The organism is Exiguobacterium sp. OS-77, assembly GCF_000414195.2.
GTDB lineage: Bacteria > Bacillota > Bacilli > Exiguobacteriales > Exiguobacteriaceae > Exiguobacterium_A > Exiguobacterium_A indicum.
The window spans coordinates 539,671-555,214 of sequence record NZ_DF239008.1; the positions used below are offsets into that span (position 1 = coordinate 539,671).

General features: G+C 47.8%; 12 protein-coding genes and 1 riboswitch. Of the genes, 9 read left to right on the forward strand and 3 right to left on the reverse strand.

Going from position 1 to position 15,544, the window contains the following annotated elements:
* Positions 1–66: 66 nt before the first annotated feature.
* Positions 67–1,137 (forward strand): glycerate kinase, encoded by a 1,071-nt coding sequence (locus tag EXG77_RS02590; protein WP_035396094.1) that lies wholly within the window; start codon positions 67–69, stop codon positions 1,135–1,137.
* A gap of 63 nt (positions 1,138–1,200) precedes the next feature.
* On the forward strand, positions 1,201–1,770 hold the full coding sequence (locus EXG77_RS02595; RefSeq protein WP_035396096.1) for a hypothetical protein: 570 nt from the start codon (positions 1,201–1,203) through the stop codon (positions 1,768–1,770).
* 46 nt (positions 1,771–1,816) lie between these two features.
* On the opposite strand, the gene EXG77_RS02600 is transcribed toward EXG77_RS02595, so the two are convergent.
* Positions 1,817–2,296 (reverse strand): glutathione peroxidase, encoded by a 480-nt coding sequence (locus EXG77_RS02600; protein ID WP_023469380.1) that lies wholly within the window; start codon positions 2,294–2,296, stop codon positions 1,817–1,819.
* Between the two features lie 170 nt (positions 2,297–2,466).
* Here EXG77_RS02600 and EXG77_RS02605 point away from each other — a divergent pair, with 170 nt between their 5' ends.
* From EXG77_RS02605 to EXG77_RS02630, 6 genes are all read left to right on the forward strand, one after another.
* Positions 2,467–2,661 carry a hypothetical protein gene (locus EXG77_RS02605; RefSeq protein WP_023469379.1) on the forward strand — a complete coding sequence of 65 codons (195 nt, stop codon included), beginning with the start codon at positions 2,467–2,469 and terminating at the stop codon, positions 2,659–2,661.
* A 241-nt stretch (positions 2,662–2,902) separates the two neighbouring features.
* Positions 2,903–3,056, forward strand: a riboswitch (cyclic di-AMP (ydaO/yuaA leader).
* Between the two features lie 221 nt (positions 3,057–3,277).
* Positions 3,278–3,358 carry a potassium-transporting ATPase subunit F gene (locus tag EXG77_RS16655; RefSeq protein WP_071908832.1) on the forward strand — a complete coding sequence of 27 codons (81 nt, stop codon included), beginning with the start codon at positions 3,278–3,280 and terminating at the stop codon, positions 3,356–3,358.
* A 23-nt stretch (positions 3,359–3,381) separates the two neighbouring features.
* Positions 3,382–5,022, forward strand: a complete 1,641-nt coding sequence (kdpA, locus tag EXG77_RS02615) for a potassium-transporting ATPase subunit KdpA (RefSeq protein ID WP_035396098.1) — start codon at positions 3,382–3,384, stop codon at positions 5,020–5,022.
* Positions 5,023–5,042: 20 nt separating this feature from the next.
* Positions 5,043–7,109: a potassium-transporting ATPase subunit KdpB gene (gene kdpB / locus EXG77_RS02620; RefSeq protein ID WP_370448376.1), complete on the forward strand. Its 2,067-nt coding sequence runs from the start codon at positions 5,043–5,045 to the stop codon at positions 7,107–7,109.
* 14 nt (positions 7,110–7,123) lie between these two features.
* The gene (kdpC, locus tag EXG77_RS02625; RefSeq protein WP_023469375.1) at positions 7,124–7,645 is read left to right on the forward strand and encodes a K(+)-transporting ATPase subunit C; all 522 of its coding nucleotides are present in this window, start codon (positions 7,124–7,126) and stop codon (positions 7,643–7,645) included.
* Positions 7,642–8,730, forward strand: coding sequence for a universal stress protein (locus EXG77_RS02630; protein WP_023469374.1), 1,089 nt, complete (start codon positions 7,642–7,644; stop codon positions 8,728–8,730). Before kdpC ends, EXG77_RS02630 begins: the two co-directional genes overlap by 4 nt.
* Before the next feature lie 316 nt (positions 8,731–9,046).
* On the opposite strand, the gene EXG77_RS02635 is transcribed toward EXG77_RS02630, so the two are convergent.
* Together EXG77_RS02635 and EXG77_RS02640 are read right to left on the reverse strand one after the other, a co-directional pair.
* On the reverse strand, positions 9,047–12,418 hold the full coding sequence (locus EXG77_RS02635; RefSeq protein WP_035396105.1) for an SH3 domain-containing protein: 3,372 nt from the start codon (positions 12,416–12,418) through the stop codon (positions 9,047–9,049).
* A 200-nt stretch (positions 12,419–12,618) separates the two neighbouring features.
* Positions 12,619–14,649 carry a thioredoxin domain-containing protein gene (locus EXG77_RS02640; protein ID WP_035396108.1) on the reverse strand — a complete coding sequence of 677 codons (2,031 nt, stop codon included), beginning with the start codon at positions 14,647–14,649 and terminating at the stop codon, positions 12,619–12,621.
* Positions 14,650–15,249: 600 nt separating this feature from the next.
* Here EXG77_RS02640 and EXG77_RS02645 point away from each other — a divergent pair.
* Positions 15,250–15,429, forward strand: coding sequence for a hypothetical protein (locus tag EXG77_RS02645; RefSeq protein ID WP_035396111.1), 180 nt, complete (start codon positions 15,250–15,252; stop codon positions 15,427–15,429).
* Positions 15,430–15,544: the final 115 nt, after the last annotated feature.

The following is a 15,544-nucleotide window of genomic DNA, read 5'->3' on the forward strand; positions in this document are numbered from 1 at the left end:
TACCATAAAAGTAAATGTAAGTGGTTACAGAAAAAGTCGGATTAACTTATAAAGAAGGTGTGAAGAATGCGTCATTTGATTTTAATGGACACGTTCAAAGGAAGCCTCGCTTCGAAAGAAGCGGCAGAGGCGGTCGCTGCAGGTATTCTTCAACAGGATCCATCCGCGATCATCGATCAATCGCCTGTTGCTGATGGAGGAGAAGGAACACTAGCTGTGTATGCGGCAGGTGGCTATGAGATACGGACGGAGTGGACGGTGGATTTAGCCGGACGCCCTTGTGAAGTGATGTATGCGCAACATGAACAGGAAGCCGTCATTGAAGTCGCACAGATATGCGGACTATCGATGAGACATGAAACAGACGATCCATTTTTGTTACACACGAAAGGAGTCGGTCATCTCGTCCAGACGTTACGCCGAAAAGGCATGACAAAGATTCGAGTCGCTCTTGGAGGAACAGGAACGACAGATGGCGGGCTTGGTTTTTTACATGAAATGGGATGTTCTTTACGAGATGCGGAAGATCGTCCGATTCGGTTTCACACGAATCCGCTAGTCGAGACGCAACGGCTGACATGTATAGACGCTTCATTTTCGTTGGAGGCATTGGTCGATGTTCGTTCCCATTACTCTGGTCAAGACGGTCCAGCATATCTATTTGGACCCCAAAAAGGGTTGCGACGAAATGAGATTGAATATTTAGATCAACGATTGAAAGAAATGGAAACGATTCTTAAGCTAGAAAATATTCAAGGTGCAGGAGCCGCAGGTGGACTGGGTGGTGCGATTCATGCTGTCGGGGGAACGATCGTATCCGGTGCCCAGTCCATCCTCACGTATATAGGATTCGAAGAACGATTACGGAAAGCAGATTATGTCTGGACTGGTGAAGGGAAAGTCGATCACCAAAGTCAATTAGGGAAAATAACAGGAGAAATCGTGCGATCTGCTGGAGTTGCTCAAGTTCCATGTCTTATTCTTGCTGGTATCGTCGAAGAAAAGATACCCGGTGCGCTGGATTGTCGATCGATTCATGTCAACCGACCCGTTACTTTAGACAAAGAGCAGACGTTTGCTCGCTTAAAAGAGCAGGCCTCGATCTGGCTAAAAGAACTTTCACGGGAACAGGGATGAAGTCGGAAAAGTTTGGGTAAATAACTGTATATTGCCATACTTTTAGAGAAGGTAGGTCATCGTATGATCAATCAATCGATTCAATTATCGTTTCGCCAAGTCCGAGCACTGGTCGAACATACTCTGCTGTTGTTCAAAGAGCTCGATCAACAATTAGCAAACCGTGGATACGAACCGGTTCTCCCGGAAGTCGTCCAAACGGAGCATGGTCTGAGCATCCATCAAACAAAGGAGAGTGCGGAGTCACTCGTGCCGCACTTTTTAACACGGACGTATGTCCGGCAACAAGAAAAAACGAATCAACATGGATTGCTGATCTCTGTTCAATATACGCATCCGCTCCACGAACGATTCGATCCGGTCGTCCTCGTCGGCGATGTTTCGTTCAAGCAAGCGAAACATGCGCAAAAGATCTTAAGTGAAAAGCCGTGGCTCCTAAAATATGCTGCCTTTGAATCCACAATTGCGCAAGAGTTCGTTGCCAATGGTACACGCTATACGACGCAACCGATTGAAGAAATCGAAGAGCTGATCGTCTGGGGGCATCCGTTCACGGAAATGCGCGATATCGATGACGTCAAACGATTGGCGGAAGAGATGATCAGTCGTCATCTCGAGCCGGGGACAACATGAAAATAAGCTTCCGTTCCTTCAAGATAGAAGGAGGGAAGCTTATTTTTTAGACTTGAACGAGCAATCGTTCGATCGCTGCCGTCAAATCAGTTGGATTCGTTTTTGGAGAGAACCGCGTCACTTCTCCATCACGGGTCACGAGGAATTTCGTGAAATTCCACTCGATGTCTGTTGCACCGTCCGTCGTTGGTGCTTGTGCTTTCAGTTCTTCGAATAACGGATGTGCTTGCTCACCGTTGACATCGATTTTTGAAAAGACGGGGAACGTCACGCCGTAGTTGACTTGGCAGAAAGACTGAATCTCCTCGTCCGTTCCCGGATCTTGGTTCGCGAACTGATTACATGGGAAACCAAGTACGGTCAATCCTTGTGAACGGTAATCTTGATGCAATTGCTCGAGTCCTTCGAACTGTGGCGTCAAGCCACATTTGCTGGCTGTATTGACGATCAGCCATGCTTGAGCTGGGTAGTCACTTAAGGATGCCGATGTTCCGTCGACGCGTTGAAATGAATGATCTTGTAACATATCGATTCCCCCTTTTTAAGTACTTCTCCAGTGTAACAAATCCGTTTTCCCGTCGTCTTCTATCGCTACTTGCGAGATGACAGAAACATCACAATCGGGTGTCAGCGACGCTTTTTCGACGAATCTTTGTTACGATGAAAAGGAATATGGAAGGAAAGGAGAGATGCCACATGAGAAAAATGTTGAAACAATCGCGGTTCGTCATGATCGCGACGCTTTGTCTCGTCCTCGTCGGAAGTTGTATTACCTTACTGACGCTTGGATTCGAACGCGATATTGTGATTCTTGTTTCTGGAGTGGTTGCCCTATGGGTGACGATGCTAGCTCCTTTGACGGTCCATGCCAAAATGAATCAGCAATCATAATCATTGTTTGTTCATGAAACCGCGGAACGATTCTCGCTAAAATGGAGCTCCTCCATTTTAGATGAAGGAATCGATTTCTGCGGTTTTTTTTCTTCTATAGCATAGGGACGAAAAACACTATTTTTCAAAAGTAAGTCATTAAAAAATCAGACTATTTTTTTTTCAACTTTTCTATTTACAACCTTAAAAAATCGGAGTAATATCCATCTCATCAACGAACACTAACATGTTAATGCTTCGATCTCAAAGTACGCCGAATTCATGATTGAAGCGGGGGACCCAACCGTCACGACACGTGACACGGGGTGAATCCTTTCCGAACGGGAAAGGTAGGGCGAAATCCTAGGTATGCCCGAATCCGACAGCTAACCTCGCAGGCGTTTTTAGGAGGGAACGACTCTTTTTCAGTATGCCAAGGTATAAAGGCGATGCTGGGGCCGTTTTTCGCCTCACATCGTCTTTTTGTCGTGTTTAATTGTAAAAATATTGAATAATATGGAGGTAATTTCATAATGGGAGAGCTGTGGAGTATTTTACTACTTGCCTTCTTCTTCGGCACGACGTTCGGGATGATTCATCTGATCGAACGCGTCCAGTGGAGAGCAGGTGACCGCAAATGACATGGTTTTTACTAGCGACGGGCTGCCTCGTCTTCTTGTATCTCGGTTATTGTCTGATGTATCCAGAAAAATTCTAATCGCATAGGGAGAAAAGAAAAACATGTGGACTCAATTCATGATCCAATTTTGGATCCTACTCGTCATCGCACTTTGTGCGGCGGTCTTACTTGGTCGCTACATCGGAGTATACTTCGCACCTGTCGCAGAGCGCCGGGTCGATAAAATTGGTAAGGTCGAACGACGACTGTTGTTATTACTCGGTGTCGATGAAAAGAAACACGATCAATCGTGGGTCGGCTATTCGAAGAGCCTCTTGCTCGTTAACCTATTATTTTTCATCGGTGGATATTTGTTACTTCGCTTCCAAGGTAGTCTACCCCTGAATCCGAACGATGCTGTGAATCTCGACTGGTCGACGGCGCTCCATACGACGATCAGCTTTATGACGAACACCGATCAACAACACTATTCAGGCGAGGCACTCTCATATCTCTCGCAAACGTTCGTCCTCGGAACGATGTTATTCGTCGCTCCAACGATGGCATTCACGGTCTGTATCGCTGTCATCCGTGGACTTGCGAATAAATCACTCGGTAACTTCTATGCCGACTTCTTCCGCTTCATCTTCCGAATTCTCTTACCGATTTCGTTCGTCTTCGGTTTAGCGATGATCGTACTCGGTGTACCGCAGACATTCGGAGGAGCAGTCAGCGTCACGACGCTCGAAGGAGCGAAGCAGTTGATTTACCGCGGACCGGTCGCTGCTTTTGAAGTCATCAAACAGCTTGGTAACAACGGTGGCGGTTTCTTTGGTGCCAACGGAGCGCATCCGTTTGAAAACCCGAACCAGTTCGTCAACTTCATCCAGATGTTCTTGATGCTACTGATTCCGATGTCACTTCCGATCGCTTACGGAAAAATCATCGGTTCAGCGAAACAAGGTCGACTATTCCTTGGTGTCATGACGCTTCTTTTCATCATGATGACGGTCGGAATGGCAGGGAGCTTACTTTCGAATCCAACGGCACATGGTCAGGAATTACGATTTGGTCAAATCGGAACGGCGCTCTACAGTTCGATCACGACGGCAGCTGAAACCGGTGCGGTCAACGCGATGCACGACTCACTGCATCCACTTGCTGGATTGATCCAGCTCGGTAATATGATGCTCAATGTCGTTTACGGTGGAGCAGGTGCAGGATTCTTGAACGTCTTGCTTTATGCCTTCGTCGCGGTCTTCTTGACAGGTCTCTTGATCGGTCGGACACCGACGTTCCTCGGGAAGAAAATCGAGACGTTCGAAGTGAAGATGATTGCGATTGCGCTACTCGTACCGCCCTTCCTGATTCTCGTCGGAACGGCGATCTCGATGTACGTTGCACCAGGTGTCGCTGGCATCTCGAATCCAGGCTATCACGGTCTATCGCAAGTCTTGTACGAGTTTACTTCAGCGACAGCAAATAATGGTTCCGGTTTTGAAGGACTCGGCGACGCAAATGTCTACTGGAACGTCTCGACATCATTCGCGTTGTTCTTCGGACGCTACATCCCATTGATCTTGATGCTTGCAATCGTGGGTTCGCTTAAAGCGAAGCAATCGGTTCCACAAGATGAATTTTCGTTTAAAACAGACACACCACTCTTCGGAACAGTCTTCCTCGGTACGGTCGTACTCGTCGGTGCATTGACATTCTTGCCAGTGCTCGTACTTGGACCAGTCGCGGATTGGCTGACGATGTGAACAGGAGATAAAAGCATATGATGGAACGAATCATGCATCCGACGCCCGAGGAACACCAACCGAACGGGGAGCCGGAACACCAATCCAAATCAGCAATCAGTGGCTCGATCGCGCGTCAAGCGACGATCGATGCCTTTAAAAAGTTAAATCCCGTCAATATGGTCAAACAACCAATCATGTTCGTCGTCTGGATCGGCTGCTTGCTCGCAATCGGCTATACGATCTTCATTGATGAGATGCGTGGCTTTAACTTGACGGTCAGTATCATCCTCTTCCTGACGGTCTTGTTCGCGAACTTCGCGGAATCGATCGCGGAAGGACGCGGGAAAGCACAAGCGGACTCACTGAAAGCGTCAAAAGCGGATGTCATGGCACGTAAACGTGTCGGGCAACTGATTCAAAGCGTTTCGTCCGCGACCCTTCGTAAGGGCGATATAGTCTTCGTCCGAGCAGGGGAGTATGTACCGGGTGACGGTGAAATCATCAAAGGACTTGCTTCGATCGATGAATCGGCGATCACGGGTGAATCCGCACCCGTCATCAAGGAAGCGGGCGGTGACTTCTCCTCGGTCATCGGTGGAACGCTCGTCGTCAGTGACGAGATCGAAGTCCGGATCACAAGTAATCCGGGTGAATCATTCCTCGATCAGATGATTGCCCTCGTCGAAGGCGCAAGTCGTCAAAAGACACCGAACGAACTCGCGTTATCAACGCTCTTGACGAGCTTGACATTGATTTTCTTACTTGTCGTCATGACATTACCGGTCTTTACGAACTACCTTGGATTTGATCTATCAGGTCCGATCTTGATCGCCTTACTCGTCTGTTTGATCCCGACGACGATCGGTGGCTTACTGTCAGCAATCGGAATCGCCGGAATGGACCGTGTTACCCGCTTCAACGTCATCGCGATGAGCGGGAAGGCGGTCGAAGCAGCAGGCGATATCCAGACGATCATCCTGGACAAAACAGGGACGATCACGTTCGGTAACCGGATGGCGTCGGAGATCACGCCAGTCGGTGGACGCACTGCTGAGCAGGCGTTTGAGGGGGCAATCCTCGCCTCACTCGCTGATGAGACACCAGAAGGACGTTCCGTTCTTGAACTCGCTGAACTTCGCGCGATGCCGGTGGAACAACACTGGTTAGATGGAGCAGAGATCGTACCGTTCCGCGCAGAGACACGGATGTCCGGACTCGACTTAAGAGATGGTCGCCGTGTACGGAAAGGGGCGGGGCAAGCGATTCAAGAATGGGTCAAGGAACAAGGTGGAACCATTCCGAATGATTTGCAAGAGAAAGTAGATGCAGTTTCTCGTCTTGGTGGCACACCACTCGTCGTAGCGATCGACGCAACGATCCTTGGCGTCATCTATTTGAAGGATACGGTGAAACCGGGCATGCGTGAACGATTCGATCGGTTGCGTGAGATGGGGATCAAGACGGTCATGTGTACGGGTGACAACCCGTTGACGGCAGCAACGATCGCCCGCGAAGCAGGCGTTGATGATTTCGTCGCGGAATGTAAGCCGGAAGATAAAATTCGTGTCATCCAGCAGGAACAAGCAGCTGGTCACCTCGTCGCAATGACAGGAGACGGAACGAATGATGCACCGGCACTCGCTCAAGCCGATGTCGGACTCGCGATGAACAGTGGGACACAAGCCGCAAAAGAAGCGGCGAACATGATCGATCTTGATTCGAACCCGACGAAGATCATCGAAGTCGTCGAAATCGGGAAACAGCTCTTGATGACACGGGGTGCCTTGACGACGTTCTCGATCGCAAACGATGTCGCGAAATATTTTGCGATCATCCCGGCAATGTTCATGGTCGCAATCCCGCAGATGGAAGTACTCAATATCATGCGTCTTGATTCCCCGACGAGCGCGATCTTGTCTGCCTTGATCTTCAATGCGATCATCATTCCGATGTTGATTCCGCTTGCGATGCGAGGGGTTACCTACAAACCGATGACGGCGGATCAATTACTCGGTCGTAACTTACTGATCTACGGTCTTGGCGGTGTCGTCGTTCCATTCATTGGGATTAAAATCATCGATGTCTTGCTTGCAAGCATCCTCTAAGGAGAAAACGAATCATGAAACAAGCCATTCGTGTGACGGTCTTCGTCACGGCGTTATGCGGGATCGTCTTTCCCGCTTTATTGACCCTGTTCGGTCAACTACTCGTACCGGATAAAGCTGAAGGTTCTTTAGTACAAGAAAACGGAAAATTCATCGGATCGGAATTGATTGCCCAGCCGTTCACGTCGAAACAGTATTTTCACGGACGTCCATCAGCGGTCGATCAATTAGCGGGAGCGTCTGCTGGGGATAACCTAGCAGCGTCGAACCCGGAGCTTGGCACGAAGATGGCGGAATTACAGAAACAGAACCAAGTGGACGGCGCTTCGCTTCCGGACGATGCCCTCGTGACATCCGGTTCTGGCTTCGATCCGCACATCTCAGTCGATTATGCTTTGGTTCAGGCGAAGCGTATCGCAACCGCGCGCGACCTGTCGCGTGAAGAAGTACGGAAGTTGATCACGAAGGAAGCAGGAACACATGATTACGTCAACGTCCTGCGCTTGAACTTAGCCCTTGATCGGAGTAAATCATGACACGAGGAAAGCTGAAGCTGTACATCGGCTCAGCTCCTGGTGTCGGAAAGACGTATAAGATGCTTGCCGATGCACGAACATTGACGCTTGAGGGTAAGGATGTCGTCATCGGTCTGATTGAGACACACGGTCGAAAAGAGACGGCGGAGATGGTCGGGCAACTCGAACAAGTCCCGCTACTTGAAGTCGTCTACAAGGACAAGACATTCCCCGAGGTGAACGTGGACGCGATCATTGCCCGTCGCCCGGATATCGTACTGATCGATGAACTGGCGCATACGAATGCGCCAGGATCGGTACGAAAGAAACGCTATCAAGATGTCGCAGCACTTCTTGAAGCAGGAATTAATGTCTATTCGGCCGTCAACATCCAGCATTTCGAAAGCTTGCTCTTTAAAGTCAAGGAAGTGACGGGTGTCGAAGTGCGGGAACGCATCCCGGATCCGTTTCTCGGGGAAGCCGATGAGATTCTACTCGTCGATGTCACACCACAGACGTTACGGGAACGACTCGAGCAAGGAAAGATCTACAAAAAAGAAAAGATTGAACAGAGCTTGAATTCGTTCTTCTCGCTTCAGAATCTTGCGAGCTTACGTGAGCTATCGCTGCGTCAGGTCGCGGACGAAGTCGACGATCAAGTCTATCAATCACGTTTGCTGATCGAAAAAGATCCGGCGTCGCTACAAGAACGAATTCTCGTCTGTATCCAGCTCAACGACAACGCGCGGAAGTTGATCTATCGCGGCTTTCGCATGGCAAGTCGATTGAAGGCAGAACTGTATGTCCTAACGATTTTACCGGCAGCAGAAAATCAATTGAATGCGAAACAAAAAGAAGTGCTTGCGATGGTACGCGAGAGTGGTTCCTTGTTCGGAGCAGAAGTTCTAATCCGAATCCAAGGCGAGCGCTCGATCGCCCAAGCGATCACGGCAGCTGCCAAGCATCATCGCATCACTCAAATCGTCCTCGGTCAATCCGCACGGACCCGTTGGCAGGAAATTCGGCGCGGATCAATCATCAATGAAATCATGCGTCATGTCCGCGGGATTGATATTCAAATCGTTGCCGATGACATGGAACGCTAGGGGAGCCCTTCCGCGTAAATGCAGGGGTTCTCTTCGAAGTTTGTCGTTTCACAAGACGAACGAGTCGGTCATTCTCCCTGTCCTCAGGGCGGGAGGTAAGCCGCGGCATCCCTGCATTTGATGCGGTCTGCCGGGTCTTACCTAACCCTGACGAAAGCGCCGAGCGCGCTTTTTTATCCTGTAGGAGTGGAGGATGACATTTTTCGTTCTACATCAATCAAAAAGGAAAGACCGTTCCAGTGAAGTCACCAGAACGGTCTTTCCTTTTTTTGTTGGAATCATTTCAATGATTTAAAGACTCGGCTTCATCGTTTCCTCAACGAGCGAAGACTGGAATATCGAAGACAGCTGTATAGCTATCCATTTGTTGATATAAATCATAGATGCGAGTTGTTTGTTTCGCTGCCCATCCCATGTCTGTCGCATATTGATGACGACCAGGATTCATTGGGTTCCAGCGCATTTTATAGAGTGTGTTTTGATTGTATGCATGGTGAATATATTGGGTTCCAATAAATTCGGCTCCACCCATGATGGCTGCTTCCGGTGTGAACCATCCTTTTTCGTAAGCTGTTCTTGCTCCACCGTTGATTGGATCTGAATCGATAGCACCGATGCCGTACATGTTGTAGACCATTTTTCCATTCCACATGACTCCATTCGCTAAAGTTGACGTTCCATTTCCTGTCTCAAGTAGCGCGTGGGAGATCAAGTAGATTTCGTTGACGGAAAAGGCTGTACCAGCGTCGATGAATGCTTGTCCACAGCTTCCAGTCGTACATTTACCAAAGATGCCTTTTGTACTGATGATCTTATCTAATGTTGCGGCAGATGCGCCTGTCGTCTTCGATAAATCAAGGAATTGGAAGAATTCCTTTGAAGAGCGGCTGACTTTTAATGGGTCAGCGACGTTCCGGACATCGGACTCGAGTGCATTCAACCAACCGAGTGTCCAGTATCCAGTGGAAGACGTGTAAACACGCGGATACGTCGTATAGAAATCACCGATTCGTTGATAGACCTTAATCATCTGTTTCGGCTGGAATTGTCCATAAATATGGCTATCCGTCGCCGCACCCGATCGGATGTTGAGTGGTGTCGTTGACGATACGGTCGCGAGTGTACCATTGACTGGGTCTTCTGATCCACCGAATCGAACATACATCGAGCTGACATACATCATCTTATTTTTATACAAATCGGTTTGAGGTGAAGGATTTAACTTCATTTGAGTGCTGATGAAGTTATCAAATGTATACGGTGTCGCAATGGAGTTGTAGACATTTAGTTTTGAAGATGTCGTTACAAGTGTTCCATTATACGCATAGCCTGATTTACCTTGATAGGAAATCTTATACCATTGGCCGATTTGTCCGGTGACGTTGACGACGACGTTCGAAGGAATCGTCGTCACGACTTGATAGGAACTTCCGACATACGAGCGAAGTGGAGTAGGACTTGTAGCTCGGACGTATAACGAATCTTTCGATACATAGTCAATCTTACTTGTAGATGCGTTCGTATCGACATACCCTGTTTTTCCATTGATCGTTACTTTATGCCACTGTTTATTCGTATGTGACGTAATCAGTGAAGTCGTGTAGTAGACGTTTCCTTTAGCTAGTGTCGTAAGTGCTGTTGCTTCTTCTAAAGATGAATTTCGAATGATTAAGTTCTCGTTCGCGAGGAAACGAGCGCCACTAATCTTTTTCGTTTCTGTATAAGGTGTTAAAAGAGCGCCATCGATATACCCTGTTTTTCCATTAACACTTACGTTCATCCATGTCCCGATTGAACCATTCACTTGTACGACTGTTCCTTTCGTAAGCGATGAGACTTCGCTGTATGTCGGACCAGCATATGACTTCAGAGAAGTCGTTTGTACCGTCTTATAGCGATGGGCTGAAATCTTACGGTATGAAATCGGACTTCCTTGATTCGCTCGGATGTATCCTGTTTTCCCGTCTACTGAAATACGATGCCACGACTGACCGTGACCGTTCGTGACAAGGCGCGTCGTGTAATAGACATCTCCGCTTTTTAGCGTCTTCCATGTATCGGCATCCGCCTGATACGTCGTTTTGACGTCGATGGATGTATTTAATACATAACGCGCTGCTGAGATCGTAGACGTTACGATATATTCGTTCAAATCATCCTGATGAACATATCCGATTTTTCCTGCATACGTCACACGGTACCACTCATTGATAGACCCTGTTACGGATACCTTCGTACCGCTTGGGATAGACTTGATGGAAGCGTAAGATACGCCAGCATAAGACTTTAATCCTGTAGCGTCGGTTGTTTTCATCGTCACGGCATCCGCTTGATAGGAGACTTTTTCTCCTGTTCCGTAAGCGATGTAACCGGTCTTTCCGTCTTTTTTGATCTGATACCATTTTTTAGAACCAAGTGTGACGAGACGTGTCGTGTAATAGATATCACCCTCTTGAAGCGTAGCGATTTTAAACGCATCTGCTTCAGGAGCGACTAAGATATCGGTGGATGATGTGACGGCGAAACGTGTACCTGAAATGGTTTGGACGAGGGCTGCTGTCTTAAACGTCGAAGCCGACGCATATCCTGTTACACCATCGTACGTGACACGATACCATGTACCGATTCGACCAGAGACGAGCGGTTTTGCACCGGCCGGAATCGACTTGATTCCTGCATACGAACTGCCTGCATAAGAGCGAAGTGTCGTTTTAGCTGTTGTGACGAAAGAGACGTTCTTCAGGCTTTCATAATTCACGATCGTTCCTTGATTCGCTAAAAGATAACCGGTTTGACCGTCTTTTTTAATTTTGTGCCACGTGCTACCTCGAGAATCCGTTGCAAGTGTCGTCGTGTAATACGCATCGCCTGTTTTTAAAGAAGCAATCGTTTTACTCGTCGAAGAGGCAGATGATTTGATTTCGACGGATTTCTTCAAGAGAACACGTGTAGTAGGAATCGTTTTGACACTTTGTTTAGAGACTTGTAAAAAAGCGTCACGGTGCATGTATCCACTATTTTTGCCGTGACGAACGCTATACCAGCCGTCGATTTTTCCGACTACTTCAACGTTTGTCCCAACTGGAATCGATTCGACTTTTGGATAACCCGTTCCTGCATAAGTATGTAGCGTGTAGGTATCCGTCGTACGTGATGTTTCGTTCGCAATCTTCTGATAGGAAACAGGAGTGGCACCAGATAGGACATATCCTGTTTTTCCTGCGTAGTTCAGGCGATACCACGTTTTGCCGTATGGATCGGTAATCCGTTGTGTCGTATAATACACATCTTTACTTTGCAAGGTACCAATTGTCGTTGCTGTCGTGCGTGCCGCATTTTTAATCGCCGTATTCGTAGAGACGATATAGCGTTGTCCAGAGATCGTTTGCTTTTTCTCATACAACACTAAATATTTTGAAGCGACATATCCCGTTTTTCCGCCATATGTTACTTTTTTGTAGCTTCCGGCATCATATGCGGATGAAACGACCGTTCCGGTCTTGATCGTCAACAAGCGTTTCCGTGAAGATGTCGTCTTATCATACAGATCCGTATCTGCCGATAGACGATAAGCCGTTACTTTCGTTGTTGCTGCGTTCACTATCGGTAGAGATGATAGAATGATGCTAAACACGATAAGAAGACTCGCGAACACCTTCAAAGGTTTCGAGATGGATGTCGTATTCAAAGTATCTTTCCTCCTAGTAGATATTCGTCCAAGCGGACGGAATCGGCTTCTAGGATGTCTGGTCTAAGGTGTACGTACTTATGCCTATTCCTACTATCGACCATATCGGATTTTTATGAAGAAAATATTGGGTTTTTTTGAAAAAAGGGATTTAGTTTTTTGAAAAAACCTCCTGTTTGTTTAAACAAGAGGGAATAGGATCAGATAGTGAGACGTGCGAGGATTTCTGTTAAATTCGTCGTCGGGCGTTCACAAGTAAAATCATGACAGAGATACGCCGTTGGCTCTTCTGGTTCTGGATAATCCGCGAGCAAAGAGACGTGCGGCAAAAGGTCACGCTTCGTACCAATTAACAACGCAACTTCCGGTAAGCGTAACTGTTGCAGTTGCTCGATTTCGACCGGGATGTCTACGTCTTCTGGAATCAAGATAATCAATTCCTTGGGTTCCATCTGCCGGTAGGTGAAGGTACTGACAAGTGAGGCAAATCCGGTCGGTTGTTGCTCGACTTCTTCGATTAAAGCTGTGAGCGCCCGTTCGGCACTTTCCTGATAAACGAGACGCCCGGTCAGACGACTAAGCGTGAAGAAAGCGTTCAAGGCAATACTATTTCCGGCAGGTGTGACGCCATCATACAGATCGAGTGGGCGAACGAGTAGCTCATCGGAGCGTGACGAAGTCAGATAAAAATAACCATCTGCTGTTTGAAACTGGTCCTGCAGCACATCTGCGAATGCTAAAGCTTCCTTTAGATGAAGCGCCCGTCGTGTTGATTGGAATAGTTCAAGATGTGCATCGATCAAATATGCATAGTCATCGAGGAATCCGTGTCCGGTTGCTTGTCCGTCTCGGTAATGAACAGCAAGTTTATTCTCCGTGCGGACGAATTGCTCGAGTGATGTCATCGCACGCGTGGCGACACGTGTATAATGCGGTTCACCAAAGACACGACCGGCTTTAGCGAACGTCGAGATCATCATCGCGTTCCACGATGTCAGGCGCTTATCATCACAAAATGGTCGCGGGCGTTCACTTCGCGCACGAAGAAGAATTTGTCGCTCGCGTTCGAGTTGCGCCGCTGTCTCAGCAGGTGACAAGTGCATTTCACGTGCGAACATCTCGAGTGTTTGTCCTGTCCGGTAAAAGACGTTCCTTCCTTCGAAGTTCCCGGACTGGGAGGCATGGTAAAAGCGCGGGAACAGCGCGTCTGGTCCGAGTAAGTCGGTCAGTTCAGAAGCCGTGAACGTATAATAATGTCCTTCGCCTCCTTCACTATCCGCATCCAAGGCGGCGTAGAAGGTGCCGTCCGGTGCAGACAACTCACGCTCTACGAATGTCAGTACTTCTTCCGCGTAACGTCGGAAGCGTATTTGTCCGGTCACTTGGTACGTCTCGATACATAGGGTTGCAAACCAAGAATTGTCGTACAGCATCTTCTCGAAATGAGGAATTTCCCATTTGGCATCGACCGTATAACGGAACAGACCGTAGCCGACTTGATCCGTCATCCCGCCGTCACGCATCGCAATCAGTGACCGCATGACCATATGGAGCGCCGTCTCGTCTTCCGCGTATTGATAATAATCAAGCAAGAAACGAAGCAGGGCAGGCGACGGAAACTTCGGTGCCTCGCCGAATCCACCGTGTTGACGGTCGAATTGACGCATCGCCTGATCAAAGGTGTCATGAATGATTGATTCATCCCAAGTACTGAAAGACGTCGCTGGTCGTAACACGTCGCGAAGTGTCTGCGACATGTTCTGACCGACTTGTGCGATTTTTTCTGGTGAACGGCGGAATTGCTCACTGAGCTGAAGCGTCACCTGACGAAAACTCGGACGATTGAACTGAGGTGTCTCCGGAAAATACGTGCCGATGTAAAATGGTTGCTGGTCCGCTGTCATGAAGACGCTCAGTGGCCAGCCACCTTGTCCGTTCATGACTTGAGCCGCCGTCATGTAGACATGGTCGATGTCAGGACGTTCTTCCCGGTCGACCTTGATTGCGATGTAGCGTTCGTTCAAGAGTCGTGCCGTTTCTTCATCTTCGAAGCTCTCATGAGACAGCACATGGCACCAATGGCACGTCGAATAACCAATCGATAAAAAGATCGGCTTGCCGCTTTCTCGAGCGGCAGTGAAGGCGTCTTCGCCCCACGGGTACCAATCGACAGGCTGGTGAGCATGTTGCAATAGGTAGGGACTCGTTTCATGGATAAGTCGATTCGACATGATGGATTTCCCTCGTTTCTTCTATAGTAATGAGTCCTCTTCACGATACTCGGCTTTTACGGCAGGTGCAACTTCAATTCTGAGACAGAAGAAAACGATTTTTTAAAAGAAAGATTGACTTTATAAAAGAAAGTGTGATAGATTAATACAAGTCATGAATCGGGGATGATCACTCATGTGAGAATCTTCAATCCATATCATACAATTAAATCGACAGGTCAGGATTTTTAGACCGCTACTGACAAATGAGTCAGACATAAGTCATCGCTTTTATTTTGTCCTTCTTCATACTACGAGGAGAAGTTGACCCAGCAAGATAAACCTTCCAATCGATACTTTTCCGCTCATTCCCGAGCTATTTCTAAAAATCCCAGTATCATGCGTCCGTTGCAGACGCATCACGATTCTTGCTAAAATGCTTGATTCAGCTGGCGCGGCCAAGGAGCCGTAACAACGAAAGAGAGGTAGGGCTTTCGTCGTTTCAGGTGTTTTGATCACCTGTAATCCTCGATTCTCATGACAACCAAAAACAACGACACGCTGATGAGGCGTTTTTTTTGTGCCTTTTTTCGGGTAATGCTGAAAGAAGGGGGTGACGACATGCCATGGAATGAGAACGACTATCCGGAGTCATTCAAGAACTTTGATCCGCCACTTCGAAAAAAAGCGATCGAGATCGCGAACGCGTTATTAAAAGACGGCTATGAAGAGGGACGCGCCATTCCAATCGCGACATCGCAAGCTGAAAAATGGTACGAAAGTCACAAAGACGAACAATAAAAATTTGTAAGCGATACCATTCCTTTCATTTACGAAGGATGGTATCTTTTTTTACGAAAAATATACACTATTGAGAATATAATCTGATATTATGAAGAAGTGTCAGAAAATTCAA

Excerpts from the sequence above, each read along its gene's own strand:
- EXG77_RS02590 (WP_035396094.1), top strand. The coding sequence starts at position 67 with ATGCGTCATTTGATTTTAATGGACACGTTCAAAGGAAGCCTCGCTTCG.
- EXG77_RS02595 (WP_035396096.1), top strand. The coding sequence starts at position 1,201 with ATGATCAATCAATCGATTCAATTATCGTTTCGCCAAGTCCGAGCACTG.
- EXG77_RS02600 (WP_023469380.1), bottom strand. The coding sequence starts at position 2,296 with ATGTTACAAGATCATTCATTTCAACGCGTCGACGGAACATCGGCATCC.
- EXG77_RS02605 (WP_023469379.1), top strand. The coding sequence starts at position 2,467 with ATGAGAAAAATGTTGAAACAATCGCGGTTCGTCATGATCGCGACGCTT.
- EXG77_RS16655 (WP_071908832.1), top strand. The coding sequence starts at position 3,278 with ATGACATGGTTTTTACTAGCGACGGGCTGCCTCGTCTTCTTGTATCTC.
- kdpA (WP_035396098.1), top strand. The coding sequence starts at position 3,382 with ATGTGGACTCAATTCATGATCCAATTTTGGATCCTACTCGTCATCGCA.
- kdpB (WP_370448376.1), top strand. The coding sequence starts at position 5,043 with ATGGAACGAATCATGCATCCGACGCCCGAGGAACACCAACCGAACGGG.
- kdpC (WP_023469375.1), top strand. The coding sequence starts at position 7,124 with ATGAAACAAGCCATTCGTGTGACGGTCTTCGTCACGGCGTTATGCGGG.
- EXG77_RS02630 (WP_023469374.1), top strand. The coding sequence starts at position 7,642 with ATGACACGAGGAAAGCTGAAGCTGTACATCGGCTCAGCTCCTGGTGTC.
- EXG77_RS02640 (WP_035396108.1), bottom strand. The coding sequence starts at position 14,649 with ATGTCGAATCGACTTATCCATGAAACGAGTCCCTACCTATTGCAACAT.
- EXG77_RS02645 (WP_035396111.1), top strand. The coding sequence starts at position 15,250 with ATGCCATGGAATGAGAACGACTATCCGGAGTCATTCAAGAACTTTGAT.